This window comes from Pseudothauera rhizosphaerae (assembly GCF_004801305.1).
GTDB classification, from domain to species: domain Bacteria; phylum Pseudomonadota; class Gammaproteobacteria; order Burkholderiales; family Rhodocyclaceae; genus Pseudothauera; species Pseudothauera rhizosphaerae.
In genome coordinates this window covers 45101-63447 of the sequence record NZ_SSOD01000002.1, presented here as the reverse complement: position 1 = coordinate 63447, position 18347 = coordinate 45101, and the positions used below count along the sequence as shown (strand labels likewise).

The window sequence follows — 18347 nt, the reverse complement described above, 5'->3', positions numbered from 1 at the left end:
GCAGTCGCCGTACGGCCATGCAACGCCGCCTTCGGGCGGCGTTTTGCATGGCCGGGCTGAAAGTCTCGTTACGTGACGGAGTAGCCCAGTTGCCGCTCGTGCTTGAGCGCCAGCAACACGACTTCGGTTGCCGAGTGGGCATAGAGCACGATGTACCGGCCGATCACGTATTCGCGCAGATATGGCAGTCCTGCTTCGGCAGCCAGTGCCTGAATGCGCGCTGCTCGCAGGCGGGCTTGCGCCGAACGCGCGGACAGGAAGCGAGCGGGCCGGCCGCCGGCCGGTGTCCAGGCGAGCACGGCAACCATTTCACGGAGATCTCCACGCAGCTTGCCGAATCGTGCCTGGGCGGTCGTCTCGTCCTGATCACGGAGAAAACGCCGGGCGTCATCCAGGTTGGCGAGGAAGTTCGGCGCCGCCTCGACCCTTGCCCGCTGCGGCAGGGTCATTCGTCAGCTTGGCCCAGCGTCTCCATGAGGGCTGCGGCCGATATTCGCTCGCCGGAGAGCACTTGCCGCAGGCCGGTTTCCGCTTCGTCGAGCAGCACGAGCGCCGCGTGCTCCGCTTCGAGCGCGTGGTAGTAGTCGAGCTTGCGGGCGTCTACAAGGGCCACGAAGCTCGCGCCGTTCTTGGTAAGCACCTTTTCGGCCCCGGCTCCGACCACTTCTTCGGCAAGCTCGGTGAGGCGGGCGCGGGCTTCGCTGATGGGAACGACATCATGGGCACGAATGTTCATTGCAGTATCCGTTAACGAATACGTGTACATGTATTGTAGTGAAGCCTTTGCCCAAGGCAAATCCGGGAGCCGCCGTCCCCCTCACATCCCGCGTTCCCGCGCGCTGCGGTCCCGTTCCACCTTGAAGATGTAGCGCTGGATCAGGTTGTTGGCGCTGGCGGGGAGGTCCACGAACTGGCAGCCGGCGCGCAGGACTTCGACGCCGTTGCGGTTGGTGACGCGGAACAGGTTGCGCACCTTGATGCGCACGGTGATGGCGCCGAAGTCGGGCAGGGTGATGCGGCAATCGCCGAATTCCCGGCCCGGGCTGAAGACGTCCTCGTCCGCCGGCACCGCGATGGCCAGCCCGCCGCCGGAAATGTCCAGCACGCGCACTTCGAGGCGGCGGGGCGGGCCGTCCTTCTGCGCCAGGGGAATGACGCAGTTGAGGGCGTGGGTGATGGGCGCGACGAGGCGGTAGAACTCGCGCCGCTGCAGGCGCAGCAGGCGGTCGGGGCGCGCGGCGAGGAAGGCGTCGCGGCCCTCGAAGGTGACTTCCTGGATGTCGTCGAGGGGGAACTGGATCTTGATGCCATCCACTTGCGTGGCACAGATGAGTTCCTCGGCCTCCGCGACGCGGCGATTGACCGCCCCTTCCTTGCTGGCGTCGAACACCAGCCGTTCTTCGTCGTCGATCAGCGCCAGCATGGCGGTGAGGAAGGACTGGTTGCCGGAGGGGAGGTAGGTGGTGATCAGAGCGCGGTTGTCCACCAGCGCGCGCAGTATCTGCTTGATCTGCCGGGGTTCGTGCAGCAGGTACTGGGCGAAGTCGTCGGACCGGAGCAGTTCGACCCGGTTGTGGTTCTCGATTGTCATGCAGCGTTCCGGCAGATGGCCATGCGCGATGGGGCAGGGGCGGATTCTATAGCATTGCCTTCGGTCCCGTCCCGGGTAAGCGAACCGGATAATCGGGCCGTTACACTGCTCATCGCACGCCCTGTGGCCCGCCCGTCGCCGGTAGCTCGGGCAGCGTCAGTCTGGACGGGGGCGGTGCGCCCATGTCGCCCTGCTCGATGCGATACAGCCAGGCCAGCAGTTCGGCCACCGCCAGGTAGAGTTGCGGCGGAATGCGCTCGTCCAGATCCACCTGCATCAGCAGGGCCACCAGTTCGGGCGATTCGTGCACATAGACGCCGGCCTCCCGCGCGCGTTCGATGATCTCCTGCGCGATCAGCCCGCGGCCCTTGGCGACCACGCGCGGAGCGGCGTCGCCGGCGGTGTAGGTGAGTGCCACCGCTTCGCCGCGCGGGCTGGGCAGCACCGGATCATCGGGTGCCATCGGGCACCTCCACCACCATGCCGGTGAGCGCCAGGCCGACCGCCTCCAGCGCGCTTTCCAGCGCTGGACGGCCGTCCAGCAGGGCCCGCGCGGCCTTGGCATCCTCGGCCTGCATGCGCAGGGCGAGCCCGCTGGCACCCAGGTACAGGTGCGCTTCCACCCCGCCCAGGCGCGGCAGGGTCAGATGCAGCGAGGTATGCCATTCGCGCGCGTCGCCGCTGCCGTCGCCCTCCCGTTCGCCGTCGGGGTCTTCGATGCGCCATTCGATGGCCTGCCCCGGCCATGCCTGGCCGTGCCAGACGTATTGCTGGGTGGCGAGCGCATCGAGCTGCTGGTGGACCACCGGCAGGATGCGTTCCGGAATCGCGGTGAGGCGGGCGGGGGCGACCGTTTCACCGGCAGCCGCAGGCGCGGCGGCGCGCTCTGCTCCCCCGGCGCGTCCGGTGCCGGTGGCCTGTCCCGCCGCAGCCGCGGCGGCATCCGCTGCCCGCGCCGCCGGCGTGCCGGGCGCGGCGGACTGCTGGGCCGTGGCTGGCGCATTCTGCTGTGCGGAGGCGCTGCCGGCCTGGGGCGCCGCCTGTCCCTGGGGGGGCAATTGGCCCTGGGGCTGGTTCTGCAGTGCGGCCGTATCCACCTTGCCGGCCAGCCAGCGGGCCTGCTGGGCTTCATAGAACATGCCGCTCTGGGCCAGTGCCTGGCGCAGCAGCGGGGCGAGCACCGCGCCGCCGGCAGGCGGGGCGGCGAGCAGGGGCTTGCCGCCGGCAAGGGCCGCCGGTTCGGCCGCGGGCTGGCCGGTGAGCAGGAAGCTGATCAGCCGCCCGGTGGGGCTGAGTTCGGGACGTGCGGCGGCATTGGTGGCGCCGGCTGCGGCGGTGGCCGCCGCTGGGTCGGCCAACTGGGCGTACACCGCCCGCGGTGTGGTGTGGGTGACCACCAGTTCCAGCGTGTCGCCGGCCTTGGCCGATTGTTGCAGGGCCAGGGTGATCTGGCGGCCGGCGACGATGGCCTGGAAGGTGCCGTCCGGCAGCATGCGTTGCAGCGCCGCGGTGAAGCGCTGCCCCGCCAGCAGGTCCGGCAGTTGGGCCTGGATCTCGCGGGCACGCTGCAGTCCCGGGACCGGCGGTTCGGTCTCGAAGAAGCTCGCTTCGGTGAGCAGTCGCAGGCGGCCTGCGAGGTCAGCGGGAATCATGGCTGCGCTCCAGTGCCTCGGGCCGCCGTGATGGCGTTACGGTCCGACGGCGCCGTAGGCCTTGCGCACGTTGTTGTCGCGCACGGCGCCGGAGAGCAGCTTGCGGGCGGCGTCGCGGGCGGGTTCGGCGTGGCTGCGGATTTCGGCGTCCAGAACCTGTATGCGCCGGATCACCGCGGCCAGCGCACGCGCGCTGTCTTCCGGCAGCGCCGCAGCGCCGGGTGGAGTGCTGTCGTCGGCCGCGCGCACGGCCGCCGCCTGCGGTTCCAGTTCGGCCAGGCGGTCCCAGTCGTTGTGCCGCGCGGCAACGGCCATGTCTTCATAGATGGTGAGCAGGCGGGCGGCGTTCTGTGGGGTCAGCATGGGAGTGCTCCGATCAGGATACCTGGTCGGCGATGCCTTGCCAGGCCTCGCGCAGGCTGGCGAGCAGGCCGGCCACTTCGTCCACCGCCGCCGGATTGTTGTGCAGGTTGGCGTAGAGCAGGCGGTCGGTCATGTATTCGTACAGGGCGTCCAGGCGGGTAGCAATCTCGCCGCCATTGTTCAGGTCCAGGCTGACCTTGAGCCCGTTGGCGATGATGTCGATGGCCTTGGAGATGGCCGCGCCCTTCTTCGGAATGTCGTTGCTTTCCATGGCCATGCTGGCGGTGCGCAGGGCCAGCAGTGCGCCGTCGTACAGCATCAGGATCAGTTGATGCGGCGACGCCGCTTCGACGCCGGTTTCGGCGCCGACGCGGGCATAGGCCGCGGCGCGGTTGGTGGGGGAGGTAGTGCCGAACATGTATGTTCCCCGTATCGGAATGGGTCCGCGTTCTCTTAGCTACCGATCGTCGGCAGGTTTGCAAGCTGCTGGGTCAGATAGTTACTGGTCTGGCTCAGGCTGGCGAGCAGGGTGTCCAGCTTGGAGTATTGCAGCCGATAACGCTCTTCCACCAATACCAGCTTGTCTTCCAGCGCCTCGTACTGTTTGGTCAGCGAGTCGATGGTGCTGTTGATGCTCTTGGTGCGCCCGGCGAGTACCCCTTCATCGGCGTCGAGGATACTGTCCAGCTTGGCGTTGAGGGTGGTGGCAAAGGCGTCCTTGCCGGCGAACAGGGTGCCCACATCCTTGGCCGGGTCCGTGAGCGCGGCGTCGAGCTTGGTGCTGTCGATCACCAGTGCGCCGGTCTTGTCGAAAGTGATGCCGATCTCCGCCAGCGAGGAGGCGCCTTCCAGGCTGCTGAACTGGGCGCTCACGGCATCGCGCAACTGGTTCTGGATGTTGCGCGCGGTGGAGTCGCCGGTCAGCGTGGCGGCCAGTTGGTTCTCCGTATCGTAGGAAGTCAGCGAACGGATGGTGGTGTTGGCCTCGTTATAGGCTTTTACGAAGGCCTCGATGGCGCTCTTGGCTGCGGTGGTGTCCTCGGAGACGGTCACGCTTCCCTTGAGGGCGGTAGTACTGTCTGCGGGGTCCTTGGTCAGGGTCAGCGTGACGCCGGCGATGACGTCGTCGATGGTGTTCTTGCCGCGCGTGATTTCGATGCCGTCGACCTTCAGGCGGGCACTTTCCGCGGCTTGCACGGAATAGACCTGTTCGTCGCCGGAAGGCGTGGCCGCCGGGTCGAAGCTCAAGCCTTCCAGGCCGTCTTCGCCGGTGAGGCGGAAGGCCATGTTCTGGCCGCTGGCCGTGCCGGTGAACACGAGCTGGTCGTGGGTGCCGTTGTTGATGATGCTGGCCTTGATGCCCAGCGTGGCGTCGCCGTTGATAGCGTCGCGCAGTTCTTCCAGCGTGCTGCCTTCGAATTCCAACGCGGCGCTGCGGACCGGCACGTCGGTGACGAACTGGGACCCCACCACCGTGCCGAACTCAATAGTCAGCTTGCCGGCAGAGGGTGTGAAGCTGCCGTCCGCCGCGGTGGCGACGCGTTGCTCCTGCGCCAGATTGAGCACTTCCACGGTATGGCTGCCGCTGGCCGCGCCGGCCTTGGAGGTGGCGGTGAAGCCGTCGCCGCTCACCGTGGCCTTGGTGGCAGTGAAGGTGTCCAGGTTGTTGAGCGCAGCGGCAGCGGTCTGCAGGGAGGACAGCACGCCCTTGATCTGCCCGAAAGCGGTGAGCTTGGTCGTCTGCTCCCCCGCCTTGGTGGCGATCTTCTCAAGCGGCTGGCGCTCGAGCGTCATCAGACTGTCGACCAGTGTGTTGATGTCGAGGACCGAACCCCCGGTCGTAATCGCGGCCATGATGTGCTTCTCCTCTTTACCTTTTCGCGCGCTCAGGCTTCCTGGCGCAGCAGCAGCCCCTGCAACTTGTCCAGCGCCTTGGCGATGGCGATGATCTCTTCGGACGGAATTTGCCGGATGACTTCGTCGGTGGTGGTGTCGATGACCTTGATGACGGTCTTGCCGGTATCTTCGTCAATCGAAAACAGCAGGTTTCGTGCCACCGGCCGGATGGCTTGGCGCACTTCGTCCAGTGCCTGCTCGACTTCGGTGGCAGGGGTCGGCGTATTTTCGGTTGATTGCCCGGCGGCAGTCCCGGTTTGCCCACCTTTGGAAAAGTCTTCGATTTCCTGGCTGGCGGACGTCGCGCCGGGGGGCAGCGGTGCGGTGGCCGGCGAAAATTGCCGCAGTTCGGTGGGGGGCGGCAGGCCGCCCAGGGCAGGAGTACTCATGATGTCTTCCTCCTTTATGGGGGAACGGCGCGGAGCCCTTGCGAGCCCCGCGCCGTATGCTGTGCGTCAGCCTACTCCGTTCAGCGGATCAGCGAAAGCACGTTCTGCGGCAGGGCGTTGGCCTGCGACAGCATCGCCACGCCGGCCTGCTGCAGGATTTGCGCCCGGGTCAGGTTGGCGGTTTCCGCCGCGAAGTCCGCATCGCGGATGCGCGAACGGGAGGCCGACAGGTTCTCGGACGTGGCCTGCAGGTTGCTGATGGTGGTCTCGAAGCGGTTCTGCAAGGCGCCGTAGCGGGCGCGCTGGGTGCTCACCGCGGCCAGGGCGGAATCCACCAGAGCCAGGGTGCGGTTGGCCGCTTCCACGGTGCTGACGTCCAGGTTCTCCACGGTCTGGAGCTGGCCGCCGACCGTGCCGGCAGCGGTCAGGACCGCGGTGCCGGTGCTGTCGAAGGAGAAGGAGCGGTCCGAATCGATCACCACCTGGCCGGTGATCCACGCCGAAGACGCGCCGCCCCAACCCGCTGCGCTGGCCTGGGCCAGAGTCCCCTCCGCGGTGTCGTCGCCATCATCGCCGTTAAGCACGCTGACGTCGTTGATGGAAACGGCGCCGGCGGAGGTGTCGGCGTTGGTGATGCGCAGATCCTTGCCGGCCTCGCTGGTGAGCTGGATGCCCAGGCTGCCGTCGTCGGCTTCCACGATCTTGGCGGTGAAGCCGGTCTTGGCGGAAACGTCGTTGAAGGCCTGGACCGCCGCGGAAAGCTGGCTGGTCTGGCTGGCCGCGCTGCCGGAGACCGTGCCGCCGATGGAGAACGACACCGTGGTGTAGGCGTTGGGATCGGCACCGTCGGTGGTTTCGGTGGCGAGCAGGAAGGTGTAGCTGGCGCCCTGCTCGAAGGCGTTGGCGGTACCGGCCCCCAGCACGACGCTGGTGTTGGCCGTGGCGCGCACGCCGGCTTCGGCCTGGTTGATGCGGGCTGCGATCTGCTCGGCGCTGGCGTTGTCGGCAATGGCGATTTCGCGGCTGCCCAGGCTGTTGGAGATGGTGATGGTTTCGGCCGCGATGCGCGAAGAGTTGCCGGCGGTCCAGGTGGACAGTTGGCCGTCCGCGGTCGAGCCGACCACCAGGTCGCCCACGCCGTTGGGCGTCGCCGTCGAGGTTGCCAGGCCGCCGATGCGGTAGTTGCCGTAGGCGTTGGTCTGGAAGTTGCCCGAGGTGGCGGTGATGGTCTGGTTGGCGTTGGAGCCGACCTGGAACTGGGCGGAGGTGAAGGAACCGTCCAGCAGCTTCTGGCCGTTGAACTCGGTGTTGGTGGCGATGCGCTGCAGTTCCTGGGTGAGCTGCTGCACTTCGGCGTTGATCGAGGCGCGGTCGCCGGAGGAGTTGGTGGCGTTGGCCGATTGCAGTGCCAGGGTGCGGATGCGCTGCAGGATGTCGCCGGTGGACTGCATGGCCGCTTCGGCGGTCTGCGCGAGCGAGATGCCGTCGTTGGCGTTGCGGGTGGCCTGGTCGAGGCCGTTGATCTGCGAGGTGAAGCGCTCGGAGATCGCCAGACCGGCGGCGTCGTCCTTGGCGCTGTTGATGCGCAGGCCGGAGGACAGGCGCTGCAGCGAGGTGGACAGGGAGGTCGCCGAGTTGTTGAGCTGGCGCTGAGCGTTGAGCGACTGGACATTGGTGTTGATGACTTGTGCCATGATAATCTCCTGAATTCAACAGGTTGTTGAAGCGCCAGGGGGTCCTTGAGCGGGTCTGGCATCGAGCTTGATGCTGCTCTTGGAGACATTAACGGAGCGGGGCGGCAATTCTTTAGGGGTAATTTTTGCCGGTCTCGGCTAGCCGCCCTGCGTATGGCGAAAGGCACAAAAAAACCGGGGGTGCATCGCTGCACCCCCGGCCCCGGCCGACGCGGATGGCACGTAACCGCGTCAGCCTTGCAGCAACTGGAGTACCCGCTGCGGGATCTGGTTGGCCTGGGCGAGCATGGCGGTGCCGGCCTGCTGCAGGATCTGCGCGCGGGTCAGGTTCGCCGTCTCGGCGGCAAAGTCCGCGTCGCGGATGCGCGAGCGCGAGGCCGAAAGATTCTCCGACGTGCTTTGCAGATTGCTGATGGTGTTTTCGAATCGGTTCTGCAGGGCACCGTAGCGGGCGCGCTGATTGGTGATGGCGGCCAGGGCCGAGTCCACCAGGGCGAGCGTGCGGTTGGAAGATTCCACGGTGCTGACGTCCAGGTTCTCCACGGTCTGCAACTGGCCGCCGGCGGTGCCCGCGGCGAGCAGGATTTCGTCGTTGTTGGCAGTCAGCGAGAAGGAACGGTCGGAGTCCAGGATGACCTGGCCGGTGATCCACGCCGCGTCGGCGGCGGTCCAGGCGGTGGAGGTGCCGTTGGCCGCCAGCGCCGCGCCGGTGATCACGCCGGCAGGGGTGGTGTTGTCGCCGTCGATGGCCTTGAGGTCTTCCAGCGCGAGGTCGTTGCCGGCTTCGGAGGCGTTGATCATGCGCAGGTCCTTGCCGGCTTCGCTGGTGAGCTGGATGCCCAGGTAGCCGTTGTCGGTTTCGACGATCTTGGCGGTGAAGCCCGTGCGGCCGGCCACGTCGTTGAAGGCCTGGACCGCCGCGGAAAGCTGGCTGGCCTGGGTGGCGGCGCTGCCGGAGGCGCTGCCGCCCACCGAGAACGACACCGTGGTGTAGGAAGCCGGATCGGTGGCTCCGGTGGGGTCGGAGGTGTCGGTGGCGAGCAGGAAGGTGTAGCTTGCCCCCTGCTGGAAGCTGGCCGCGTTGGCGTTGGCGTCGTCGGCGCCGAGCACGAAGGAGGTCAGTGCCGAGGCGCGCACGCCGGTCTGGGCCTGGTTGATCTTGGCGGCGATCTGTTCGGCGCTGGAGCCTGCGGCGTAGGCGATCTCGCGGCTGCCCAGGCTGCTGGAGATGGTAATGGTGTCGCCCGCGGCAAGGCGGGAGGCGGGGATGCCGCCGGTGGTGAGCTGGGTCGTTTCCAGGCTGCCCACGACCAGATCGCCCACGCCGTTGGGCGTGTTGGAGGACGCCGCCATGCCGCCGACACGGTAGTTGCCGTAGGCGTTGATCTGGAAGTTGCCCGAGGTGGCGGTGATGGTCTGGTTGGCGTTGGCGCCGACCTGGAACTGGGCGGAGGTGAACGAACCGTCCAGCAGCTTGAGGCCGTTGAACTCGGTGTTGGTGGCGATGCGCTGCAGTTCCTGGGTGAGCTGCTGCACTTCGGCATTCAGCGAAGCGCGGTCACCGGCGGAGTTGGTGGCGTTGGCCGACTGGATCGCCAGGGTGCGGATGCGCTGCAGGATGTCGCCGGTGGACTGCATGGCCGCTTCGGCGGTCTGCGCGAGCGAGATGCCGTCGTTGGCGTTGCGGCGGGCCTGGTCGAGGCCGTTGATCTGCGCGGTGAAGCGCTCGGAAATCGCCAGGCCGGCGGCGTCGTCCTTGGCGCTGTTGATGCGCAGGCCGGAGGACAGCCGCTGCAGCGAGGTCTCGAGCGAGCCGGATGAAGCGTTGAGATTACGTTGCGCATTGAGAGAAGCAACGTTGGTATTGATCACCTGTGCCATTTTTGCATCTCCTTGAATCGGATTCGGAGGTTGCTCGGATCGGCTGGATGTGGAGTGCATCGCTTCCGACCTCCGAGCCTTCTGGCTGCCTTAAAGCGAGATGCGTGCCAGGTTTTATTTTTCTGTTTTTTCAATGATTTATGAACATTATGCGGGTCTTGCCGGCAATGCTTGCCGCTCCTGCCGCACGGATTGCCGCTTCCTGCCGGCAAGGAAGTAGAATCCGGGCGACCGGTGGAATACGTGCCGGCAGTGCTGCGCATGGATGAGAGATGAGCCGGGAAACCTGCAATGACGATTTGTTCGCGAGGGCGCTGCAGGCCGTGCGGAGCTGCCTGGACGCAGGCCAGCTTGCCGAGGCGGAACAACTGTGCCGGGCTGTACTGGCCAATGCCCCCGAGTTGCCGGAAGCGAACTACCTCCTGGGGTGTCTGGCGCTCGTGCTCGACCGGGTGGAGGATGCCTTGCCGTTCCTGGAGCGTGCGTGTGTAGGTGAGCCCGCGCGTGCGGACTATGCGCAGGCACTCGCCGAGGCCAGGACGCAGCGCCTGCCGGAGGGCAGGGAGGCCGCCGCCGCCCATCTGATCGAATTGCACAAGGCGGGCCGCTTCGACGACGTGGAGCGGGCCGCGCGCCGTCTGCTCGCGCGCGATCCGGCGTTCGGTTTCGCCTGGAGCGCGCTCGGCAGCGCGCTGCTGGAACGCGGCCGCGGCGGGCGTACGGAACTGGAGCGGGCGGCGGAGCTGCTGCCGCAGGACGCGGCGGTGTTCTCCAACCTCGCCCTGGCCTGCCGCGACGGCGGCGACATGGCCGCCGCGCGCAATGCCAGCGAACGCGCGCTGGCCCTGGCTCCGGGCGTGGCGTCGGTGCGGATCAACGCCAGCGCGGTCTTCCACAGCCTGGGGGATTACGAACAGGCCCGCACTCACGCGGAGGAGGCCGTGTGCATCCAGCCCGGCAACGTGCTGGCATACATCAATCTGGGCAACGCCCTGCGCGAACTCGGGCGGCTGCAGGAAGCCGAGGACGTCTACCGGAGTGCGCTGCAACGGGCACCGGGGAATTCGAAGCTCTCCATCGCCTTGGGCGTGGCCTTGCAGCGGGCCGGCCGGCTCGAAGAGGCCGTGGCCTGCTTCGCCGCCGCGCGGCAGGCGCCCGAGGATGCGCTGGAGGCGCAGTCGCAACTGCTCTTCCTGCTCAATTATCTCGAGCGCCCGGCGGCCGAGGTGGCGGTGGAGGTGCGGCGCTACGCCGATCTCCTGCGTGCGCGGATCGCGCCGGCGCGGGACTGGGACGTGGCGCCGGACCCCGAACGCGCATTGCGCGTGGGCCTGGTGTCGGGCGACTTGCGCGCCCATCCCGTGGGATATTTCTCCGAACGCATCCTGCACGGGCTGAAGGCCCGGGGCTTCGAACTGATCGCGTACCGCACCGGCTGCGTGGACGACGCGGAATGGGGGCGTATCCGCGACGCGCTGGCGGGCTGGCGGGACGTGCCCAACGTGCCCGATGCCGTCCTCTTCGAGGTGGTGCGCGCCGACCGCATCGACGTTCTGGTGGACATGGCCGGCCACAGCGCGCTGGGGCGCCCGGAACTGTTCGCCCGCAAGCCGGCGCCGGTACAGGTGGCCTGGCTGGGGTACTTCGCCTCCACCGGCGTCGAGGCGATCGATTACATCGTGTGCGACCGACAGGTGCTGCCGCCCGAAGACGAGGCGCGCTACGTGGAGCGGCCATGGCGGATGGGTGCCAGCTACCTGTGCTTCACGCCGCCCCCGGGCGCGAGTGCAGTCGGGCCCTTGCCGATGCTGGAGAATGGCCATCCGACGCTGGGCAGTTTCCACGCGCTGCCCAAGCTCGGCGACCGGGTGCTGGCCTGCTGGGCGAAGGTGATGCGGGCCCTGCCGCAGGCCCGGCTGCTGTGCCGGGCCGGCCAGTTGAAAGACGAGGCGCAGCGGCAGGCGCTGCGCGACCGCATGGCCGCGGCGGGGATCGACGTGGAGCGGGTTCGCCTGGAAGGGCCGCTGCCGCGCGAACAGTACCTGGACGGCTACCGCGAGGTGGATCTGGTGCTCGACGCCTTCCCCTTCCCGGGCGGCACGACCACCGCCGAGAGCCTGTGGATGGGCGTGCCCGTGATCACGCTGAAGGGCGACAACTGGATCGGGCGGCAGGGGGCGAGCCTGCTGTCGGCGCTCGGCCGCCCCGAGTGGATCGCCGAGGACGAGGACGGCTATGTCGCCGAGGTGCTCGCCCTGTGCCGGGCGCCTGCCGAACTGGCGCGCATCCGCGCCGGCCTGCGGGACGAGATGGCGGCTTCGGCACTGTGCGATGCCGGGCGCTATGCCGAGGAGTTCGGCAACGGGCTGCGGGAACGCTGGCGCGCGTGGTGCGCGGAGCAGCGTTCCGCGGGGTGAGGTGCTTCAGCCCGTCCAGGCCGATACCCAGGCCGGCAGGGTCTTCTCCAGTGTCCAGTCGCGCAGCACCGCCTCGCGCAGGATGGCGCCATCGCGCTGGAGGGCGTCGCGTTCGCCGATGCGTTCGCGGATCGCGCGCAGCCAGGACTGCGGGCGGTTGTCCACCAGGGTGACCGGCAGGCCGCAGCGGTAGGGCAGAATGTCGGTGGCGACGACCGGAATGCCGAGCGCGCCGTATTCGAGCAGGCGCAGGTTGCTCTTGCACTCGTTGAAGCGGTTGAGTTCGAGGGGGGCAATGGCGAGGTCGAGATCGAGTTCGGCGAGCTTGCGCGGGTAATCCGCAAAGGGGACCCCGAGGTGGAATTCGGTGACGTATGGCTGCAGGCTGTCCAGTGTCATGCCAAGGAAGATCCAGTCGACTTCGTCGGCCAGTTCGGCGACCACTTTCTCGATCTGCTTGAGGTCGCCCGCGTGGCTGATGCCGCCGGCCCAGCCGACACGCAACTTTGCCCCGCCGGCACGAACGGGCACCGGGCCTGGTACCCACAGGCGTGGGTCGATGCCGTTGGGGATGTGGCGGACATCGGCATGGTAAGCGAGCATTTCCTCGGCTAGGGGGGCAGTAGAGACGGTCAGGCAGTCGATCATCCCGCCCAGTGCCCGCAGGCGCTGGGGCATGTCCTTCCACATCGTGCGGTGGTGGTAGCTATGGGGCGAGACGGCAGTGAGCAGATCATCAAAATCCATGACCACGCGCAGGCCGGGCAGCAGATCGTGCAGTTCGGCGAGGGCGTGCAAGTGGTTGTCATCTACTTGGCGCTGCGAGAACAGGGTCTGGATACCGAGCCGCTCGAATTGCACCGGAGCGGGATAACCCGCTGCAATCCGCACTGCCGCCAAGTCTTTTTCAGTCGCCGCTCCGGCCGGCAGGCACACGCGGTAAATGCCGGAACCGCTGTCGTCGGCCGGCAGGGCCAGAACGCGCGGCCGGGCTGCGGCCGGGCCGAAAGGCTGCAGGACGGGATCCGCTTCAAGCTCGAAACGGCGTGAATTCAGTGACAGGTTGATGTTGTAGGCGGGGTCGCGAGCCAGTTGGGGCAGCCAGCGCTTCAAGAGAGTCCGCCTCGCCTCTTGGAAGCGGCGCTGAGCGGCCTCGACAGCCTGGGGTGTGGCAAATACGCTCTTCAGGGTTTGCCCTGCTTCGTGAAGCAGTGTGGCCTGCGGCGTCCATATGCAGCGGAAACCCGCCTGCGCGGCGCGCAGGCAGAGGTCGATGTCGCCATAGGCAATGGCGTAGTGCTCGTCCATGCCGCCGAGCGTGTCGAAGAGCGTGCGCCGGATGAGCAGTGCCGCGCCGCTCACCGCCGAGACGGTGTGGGCGTGGGCGAGCAGGCCGAGGTAGCCGGGGTCGTCCATGGACGCGCCGACCCAAGGGTAGTCCGCGGCGCACGAAAGGCCGAGCACCGCGCCCGCGTGCTGGATGCGGCCATCGGGAAAGACCATGCGCGGCGCGACGATGCCCACTTCCGGGTCTTTCATCTCGGCCAGCAGCGCAGGCAGCCATTCCGGGTGGAGGGCTGCGGTGTCGTTGTTGAGCAGAAGAAGAAATTCTCCACGCCCATGGCGGGCCGCAAGGTTGATGAGGGCGCTGAAGTTGAAGTCTCCGTGAGCCTTGACGACCTGAATACGGTCGGGCGCCACGGCGGGGAGTCCGGACAGGAAGGCGACGGCGTCCGCCTCGCTGCTGTCGTGATCGACAAGGATCAGCTCAAAGGGCGTGTCCTGCGTCTGCTCGAATAGGGTTTCGATGCAGCGTTGCAGAGCCGGCAATTGATCGCGGGTGGGAATCAGGATGGAGACCAGCGGCACGCCTGGTTCGCTCCGCGCCTCGGGGGCATCGGGCACGGGGCTCTGCGGTGCATCAACAACGTGTGGGCCGGCGGTGTTCTTAAGGGCGGGATGCCCGCTGCCGCGGTGGTAGAGCACGTCGGCGAAATGGCCGAAGGATGCCGCGGGGACGAACTCCGCGAGCCGCAGAGCCAGGTCGAACTCGTCTTCGTAGCCGGGCAAATGCCGCCATCCGCCGGCAGCCCGCCAGACTTCGTTCTTCGCCAGCAGCAGTCCCCCGGTATACCCGCTGTCCCGCAGCAGCCTGGGATCGAAATCCGGTTTGAAACGGGGGGAATGGCGCGTTCCGAAGGCTTCCAGGATGTCTTCGTCGGTGTATATGGCCGAGAGCCCGGCGTGTTCATCGAGGTACTCGGCAAGCGCGGATAGTGCATGTTGCGCGAGTGCGTCACCCGCACGCATCAGCCCGACCCAGGCGTCCGGACGTGCCTTGCGCAGTGCGAGATCGGCGGATGCCCAAACGTGTTCACCTCGCAGCCATTCCAGGCGCCGGGGGTTTGAGCCTTCGGGAGCGGGGAGCGGGCTGGAGACGGAAACGAAAATATGCGGGTAATGCTGCCCGGCGAGGGAACGCAGAGTTCGGGCGAGTTCCCGAGCGTCATTGCCTTCGTCAACCACCGCGATGTGGAAATCGGGCGGATCGGCCAGCCGTGCGCTCGTAAGTTCATGTCTGAGGACATCGTCCGCGGAGAAGCGGCGAGCTGCGATCCAATCCTGATAGGCGTTGTGCCGTAGCAGGGAAGGAGGTTTGTGCCGCGCTAGCTCACTGGCCTTGTGCTGAGTCTTGTCGATGAATACGCGAAGTTGGCTCTGGAACTTACGTTCGCAATTAAGTATGCCCTGCCTGATAAAAGGCAGGCTTTTCCTCGCTACCTTCAGTTCGTCTTCCGCATCGGCCATGGCATAACCGCAATTGCCATAAAAAATTTGTAGAGTCTGCTTTGACAAACCGAACTTCTCGTAGCCCGGCAGCGTCATCGCTACCACCGGGCAACCGCAGAGCATGGCGAGCGTGCATGTACCGGACATCTCATATGAATACAGAACGGTCGCGGATTGTAGTTTTTCCGCCAGATCGGGAAGGCTCAAGGGGTTTCTGTTGGAGAGAACCTCGATGTTGTCTGGCAGGGTAGAGAAATCCACGGCCGATGGCGGTATCCGGTTCAAGTACAACAGCGGGCCATTCTTTTCCCTCTGCGGGTCCGGCTTGAACAGGTCGAGGTCGTATGTAATCAAGATCAGGTAGTCGAATTCCTCGTCTGTATTCGGCGTGAATGCCCTGGCATAATAGAAAAACAAATCCTCCGTTCCCGCACCGATCGGATTTTCCTCTATCACACCATCCCTATTCAGCATGTAACGCACGCAGACGGGCGCGTTGAGCGGGTTGCCGGTGACGACGTCGGAGTAGACCGCGATCGGGATTTTCCCCTGCCGGCGATGCCTTGCCGCTGTCGTATCGTCGAGGGGCGGCGTCCGCAGGCCGGGATCGAATACCTCCGCGCCGACGATGTAGGCATCGCACCTGGTGGCGTTCAGGATATCGCAAAGCCGGTGCAGGACTTGGACACCCGCTGAATTGTCGCGGTAATCGGGTGCGACGATGTAGTAGGGATGGACTTGGTTCATTGAGTTTCCGCAATCAGGGGCTTTGCCTTGTCTTTGTCGATCCAGTCCCGTGGGAGCTGTGTAGCGGCCCGGGTTGCGGGCATGGCCTTGGCGGCATTAGTGGTGGAACTCATATCGTACAGTGAACACGAATTGACGGGCACAATGCCGTTACGTTGGAAGCCGAAAGACACAGCCATTGACAGCAATGGCCTTTCGCAGTAAATACGTGCGGCGAAACCGCCGGATCAGCCGGATCTGGCACTCAGTTCCTACCGAGCTTGCTCGAACGGCGTGTTAGGGCCAAGCGACGGAGTGCGCCAGTGTATCGCACCGCGCCGTAGAGTAAGCGACCTTCGCATCGCGGAAGATACAAAACAGAGGGAAGCTAAAATGAGTGGGATGGCGAAAGGAAAATACGGCTTCCATGGCGAATTTCTCACAGTAATAATGCGAGTGACACTGGAGCTCCGGGTATGAAGCTGGCGATTATGCAGCCTTATCCTTTTCCGTACATCGGCTATTTCGAGTTGATGGCGCAAGTGGACCGCTGGGTGGTTCTGGATGTGGTGCAATACTCAAGACATACATGGATGAACCGCAACCGTATTCTTCGTCCAGACGAAGGCTGGCAATACTTCGTCCTACCCGTTAAAAAAATGCCTCTTGGAACTTCGATGCAGCAAATCCTCCTGGCGAACCCGGATGAAATGCAACGCAAGCTCCAGGCGCAGTTACAGCACTATCGAAAGTGCGCCCCGTATTTCCCCTTGGTCATGGATATGGTGCGCGATGTTTTTTCCCGTTTGAAGACGAATCGACTGGTCGAATTCAATGTTGCGAGTCTCAATGTGGTAGCGGAAAGGCTGGCGATTCCGACAGCGCTGGAATTGTGTTCAAGCCTTGGTGAATTGAAAAACGTCGAGCACCCTGGACAGATTGCGTTGCAGATTTCCAAATGGCTTGGCGCTGATATTTACATAAATCCTCCGGGCGGCAGGGAAATATTCGATCCACAAGAGTGGAAAGCCTCAGACATCAGGTTGGCGTTCACCAAGATGAACGACTTGCGCTACGAATGTGGATCCTATGCCTTTGAGCCGAATCTTTCGATTCTGGATGTGCTCATGTGGAACAGCGTCGGGGAAGTACAGGCATGGCTGCGTAGCCGTCTTACGGGAAGCGTAGTCTATGCAATTTGAGAATACTATCATCCATTCCGCAATCGGTGGGTATTTCGAGCTTGAGCTTGCGCAAGGCACGGGGGAATACCACCGCAATGTCTTGCGCTATCAATCCGCGCGCGCCGCTTTTTTGGCGTTGTTACGCGCAGGCCGACCGGCCACGATTTGGATGCCTTGGTATGTCTGCGACAGCATGATGGAGCCGCCGGTCATGGCAGGCATACCTGTTCGCCGCTATGGACTGGACGCGGAGCTGCAAATCGTTGACGCCCAGCCAGGCGTGAATGACTGGCTGTTGTATGTCAATTATTTCGGCGTCTGTCGCCGCGGTGTCATGGAAACACTGCGCCGGTTCGATTCCGAGCGGATCATCATTGACAACAGTCAAGCCTTTTTCAACCCGGCCGAGGACTGTCTTGCCACGATCTACTCTCCGCGTAAATTTTTTGGCGTGCCGGATGGTGGTTACCTGGCTACCAAATTGGACATGCGCGAACCGGAGGAAATTGATCAAGGGTCAATAGGCAGATGTACACATCTTTTGAGGCGTCTTGGGGATGAGCCCGAAAAAGGGTATGCGGATTTTGTGGCGGCTGACTCCAGCCTGTCCGGGCAAGAGCCCAAACGCATGTCGCGCTTGACGCAAACCCTGCTGAGCCACATTCCCTATGGGGCCATTGGCGCCAAGCGCAAAGAGAATTTCGCTTTGCTGCATGAACGACTGGCTGCGTCCAACGGTTTTCCTCTCGATCCGCGGGAGGACGAGGTTTCCTTATGCTATCCCTATCTTCCCCGTTGCGGCTGTGACCCGGAAGCGTTGCGGGCGAAACGCATTTACGTTCCGCGCTATTGGCCGAAGATCGCGGTCTCTAATGTCGTGCCGGAATTTGAGGTCACATTGGCGCAAAATACCTTGTTCCTGCCCTGTGATCAGAGAATGACAGAGAAATTGATGGAAAGAATGCTTCAGGTTCTTGCTGGAGAATGCAGTTTCGACGAAGTGTCCGCGGCATGAGGGGCGGGAAAAGGGGCTCTTGTATGAACGCGGTTCAAGCGTTGCTCGCCAAGACGCATTATCAAAGGCTGGAGGAACGATGTCTGGAGCGCTTGTTCGCAACACGATTCAACGGGAAAAGTCTTCTGGATATCGGCTGCGGACAAGGAAAATACTTGCGCCTGCTGAGTGTGTATTGCCCGCGATTAACAGGCGTCGACGCTAATCCGGAACAAGTGGATGCGCTGCGCCAGGAAGGGTTCGGGGTTTCTCTTCCCGAGGAGTTGTCTTTACGCAAATACGACATCTTGTTGATGTCCCATATAGTGGAGCACTTGTCTGCGAAAGACCTCGTGGCGTTCATGGACAAGTATTTGCCGATGTTGGAAGACGATGGTCGATTGATAGTCATTACGCCTATGCCTGGCATTCGCTTCTGGCACGATTACACACATGTCCGCCCTTACACGCCGCAGAGCCTGGGTATGATGTTCGGCATTCTGGGAGGTCCCGTCGCCTTCCGGCCAAGGATCAAAATGGTGCTTGAGGAGGCCTGGTTTTTTCGCGACAGTTGGCGTCTCAGAAACAATAGGTACTATTTCCCACCCCCTCCAGGAGATGCGGGTAGCGGCGCGAGACATTTTCGATGTCTGATTCTCATCGTCAATGTCGTGCTTGCGGGCTTGCATGTCATTTCGGGCGGACGCTTGGGGAAATTGGCGAGTTGGATGGGTGTATACCGGCGCACCGACATTGCGGAGTCGCGATAG

At 64.6% G+C, this 18347-nt stretch carries 16 protein-coding genes; 4 read left to right on the top strand and 12 right to left on the bottom strand.

What is annotated here, in order from left to right; all coding sequences use genetic code 11:
* Positions 1-68: 68 nt before the first annotated feature.
* The 11 genes from E6O51_RS02195 to E6O51_RS02145 all read right to left on the bottom strand — a co-directional run bounded on the left by E6O51_RS02195 (position 69) and on the right by E6O51_RS02145 (position 9466).
* Complete coding sequence (locus E6O51_RS02195) at positions 69-449, bottom strand: hypothetical protein (protein WP_136383349.1); 381 nt, start codon at positions 447-449, stop codon at positions 69-71.
* On the bottom strand, positions 446-736 hold the full coding sequence (locus E6O51_RS02190) for a type II toxin-antitoxin system prevent-host-death family antitoxin (RefSeq protein ID WP_136383348.1): 291 nt from the start codon (positions 734-736) through the stop codon (positions 446-448). Before E6O51_RS02190 ends, E6O51_RS02195 begins: the two co-directional genes overlap by 4 nt.
* An 81-nt stretch (positions 737-817) precedes the next feature.
* Positions 818-1591: a flagellar brake protein gene (locus tag E6O51_RS02185; RefSeq protein WP_136383347.1), complete on the bottom strand. Its 774-nt coding sequence runs from the start codon at positions 1589-1591 to the stop codon at positions 818-820.
* A gap of 109 nt (positions 1592-1700) precedes the next feature.
* A complete protein-coding gene (locus tag E6O51_RS02180; RefSeq protein WP_136383346.1) occupies positions 1701-2054 on the bottom strand; it encodes an EscU/YscU/HrcU family type III secretion system export apparatus switch protein in 354 nt (117 codons plus the stop codon).
* Complete coding sequence (gene fliK, locus E6O51_RS02175) at positions 2041-3243, bottom strand: flagellar hook-length control protein FliK (protein ID WP_136383345.1); 1203 nt, start codon at positions 3241-3243, stop codon at positions 2041-2043. Before fliK ends, E6O51_RS02180 begins: the two co-directional genes overlap by 14 nt.
* A gap of 36 nt (positions 3244-3279) precedes the next feature.
* Positions 3280-3606, bottom strand: coding sequence for a flagellar protein FliT (locus E6O51_RS02170; protein WP_136383344.1), 327 nt, complete (start codon positions 3604-3606; stop codon positions 3280-3282).
* 13 nt (positions 3607-3619) lie between these two features.
* Entirely contained in the window at positions 3620-4024 is a 405-nt protein-coding gene (gene fliS / locus E6O51_RS02165; RefSeq protein WP_136383343.1) for a flagellar export chaperone FliS, read from the bottom strand.
* Positions 4025-4059: 35 nt separating this feature from the next.
* The gene (fliD, locus tag E6O51_RS02160) at positions 4060-5460 is read right to left on the bottom strand and encodes a flagellar filament capping protein FliD (RefSeq protein ID WP_136383342.1); all 1401 of its coding nucleotides are present in this window, start codon (positions 5458-5460) and stop codon (positions 4060-4062) included.
* Between the two features lie 32 nt (positions 5461-5492).
* Positions 5493-5891 carry a flagellar protein FlaG gene (locus E6O51_RS02155; protein WP_136383341.1) on the bottom strand — a complete coding sequence of 133 codons (399 nt, stop codon included), beginning with the start codon at positions 5889-5891 and terminating at the stop codon, positions 5493-5495.
* Positions 5892-5971: 80 nt separating this feature from the next.
* The gene (locus E6O51_RS02150; RefSeq protein ID WP_136383340.1) at positions 5972-7585 is read right to left on the bottom strand and encodes a flagellin N-terminal helical domain-containing protein; all 1614 of its coding nucleotides are present in this window, start codon (positions 7583-7585) and stop codon (positions 5972-5974) included.
* 231 nt (positions 7586-7816) lie between these two features.
* Positions 7817-9466: a flagellin N-terminal helical domain-containing protein gene (locus E6O51_RS02145; RefSeq protein ID WP_136383339.1), complete on the bottom strand. Its 1650-nt coding sequence runs from the start codon at positions 9464-9466 to the stop codon at positions 7817-7819.
* Positions 9467-9738: 272 nt separating this feature from the next.
* Here E6O51_RS02145 and E6O51_RS02140 point away from each other — a divergent pair, with 272 nt between their 5' ends.
* Entirely contained in the window at positions 9739-11883 is a 2145-nt protein-coding gene (locus E6O51_RS02140; RefSeq protein ID WP_136383338.1) for an O-linked N-acetylglucosamine transferase, SPINDLY family protein, read from the top strand.
* Between the two features lie 6 nt (positions 11884-11889).
* Here E6O51_RS02140 and E6O51_RS02135 read toward each other — a convergent pair whose 3' ends face one another.
* Positions 11890-15420: a glycosyltransferase gene (locus tag E6O51_RS02135; RefSeq protein WP_136383337.1), complete on the bottom strand. Its 3531-nt coding sequence runs from the start codon at positions 15418-15420 to the stop codon at positions 11890-11892.
* 455 nt (positions 15421-15875) lie between these two features.
* Between E6O51_RS02135 and E6O51_RS02130 the strand changes: the two genes are divergently transcribed.
* Genes E6O51_RS02130 through E6O51_RS02120 form a run of 3 tightly spaced genes read left to right on the top strand, consistent with a single transcriptional unit; the run spans position 15876 to position 18347 of the window.
* On the top strand, positions 15876-16601 hold the full coding sequence (locus E6O51_RS02130) for a WbqC family protein (protein ID WP_136383336.1): 726 nt from the start codon (positions 15876-15878) through the stop codon (positions 16599-16601).
* Complete coding sequence (locus tag E6O51_RS02125; RefSeq protein WP_136383335.1) at positions 16591-17598, top strand: hypothetical protein; 1008 nt, start codon at positions 16591-16593, stop codon at positions 17596-17598. The genes E6O51_RS02130 and E6O51_RS02125 overlap by 11 nt, the downstream gene beginning before the upstream one ends.
* A gap of 23 nt (positions 17599-17621) precedes the next feature.
* Positions 17622-18347, top strand: a complete 726-nt coding sequence (locus E6O51_RS02120) for a class I SAM-dependent methyltransferase (protein ID WP_136383334.1) — start codon at positions 17622-17624, stop codon at positions 18345-18347.

Bases quoted from the DNA above. Each gene is read 5' to 3' on its own strand.
- E6O51_RS02195 (WP_136383349.1), bottom strand. From the start codon at position 449: ATGACCCTGCCGCAGCGGGCAAGGGTCGAGGCGGCGCCGAACTTCCTC.
- E6O51_RS02190 (WP_136383348.1), bottom strand. From the start codon at position 736: ATGAACATTCGTGCCCATGATGTCGTTCCCATCAGCGAAGCCCGCGCC.
- E6O51_RS02185 (WP_136383347.1), bottom strand. From the start codon at position 1,591: ATGACAATCGAGAACCACAACCGGGTCGAACTGCTCCGGTCCGACGAC.
- E6O51_RS02180 (WP_136383346.1), bottom strand. From the start codon at position 2,054: ATGGCACCCGATGATCCGGTGCTGCCCAGCCCGCGCGGCGAAGCGGTG.
- fliK (WP_136383345.1), bottom strand. From the start codon at position 3,243: ATGATTCCCGCTGACCTCGCAGGCCGCCTGCGACTGCTCACCGAAGCG.
- E6O51_RS02170 (WP_136383344.1), bottom strand. From the start codon at position 3,606: ATGCTGACCCCACAGAACGCCGCCCGCCTGCTCACCATCTATGAAGAC.
- fliS (WP_136383343.1), bottom strand. From the start codon at position 4,024: ATGTTCGGCACTACCTCCCCCACCAACCGCGCCGCGGCCTATGCCCGC.
- fliD (WP_136383342.1), bottom strand. From the start codon at position 5,460: ATGGCCGCGATTACGACCGGGGGTTCGGTCCTCGACATCAACACACTG.
- E6O51_RS02155 (WP_136383341.1), bottom strand. From the start codon at position 5,891: ATGAGTACTCCTGCCCTGGGCGGCCTGCCGCCCCCCACCGAACTGCGG.
- E6O51_RS02150 (WP_136383340.1), bottom strand. From the start codon at position 7,585: ATGGCACAAGTCATCAACACCAATGTCCAGTCGCTCAACGCTCAGCGC.
- E6O51_RS02145 (WP_136383339.1), bottom strand. From the start codon at position 9,466: ATGGCACAGGTGATCAATACCAACGTTGCTTCTCTCAATGCGCAACGT.
- E6O51_RS02140 (WP_136383338.1), top strand. From the start codon at position 9,739: ATGAGCCGGGAAACCTGCAATGACGATTTGTTCGCGAGGGCGCTGCAG.
- E6O51_RS02135 (WP_136383337.1), bottom strand. From the start codon at position 15,420: ATGAACCAAGTCCATCCCTACTACATCGTCGCACCCGATTACCGCGAC.
- E6O51_RS02130 (WP_136383336.1), top strand. From the start codon at position 15,876: ATGAAGCTGGCGATTATGCAGCCTTATCCTTTTCCGTACATCGGCTAT.
- E6O51_RS02125 (WP_136383335.1), top strand. From the start codon at position 16,591: ATGCAATTTGAGAATACTATCATCCATTCCGCAATCGGTGGGTATTTC.
- E6O51_RS02120 (WP_136383334.1), top strand. From the start codon at position 17,622: ATGAACGCGGTTCAAGCGTTGCTCGCCAAGACGCATTATCAAAGGCTG.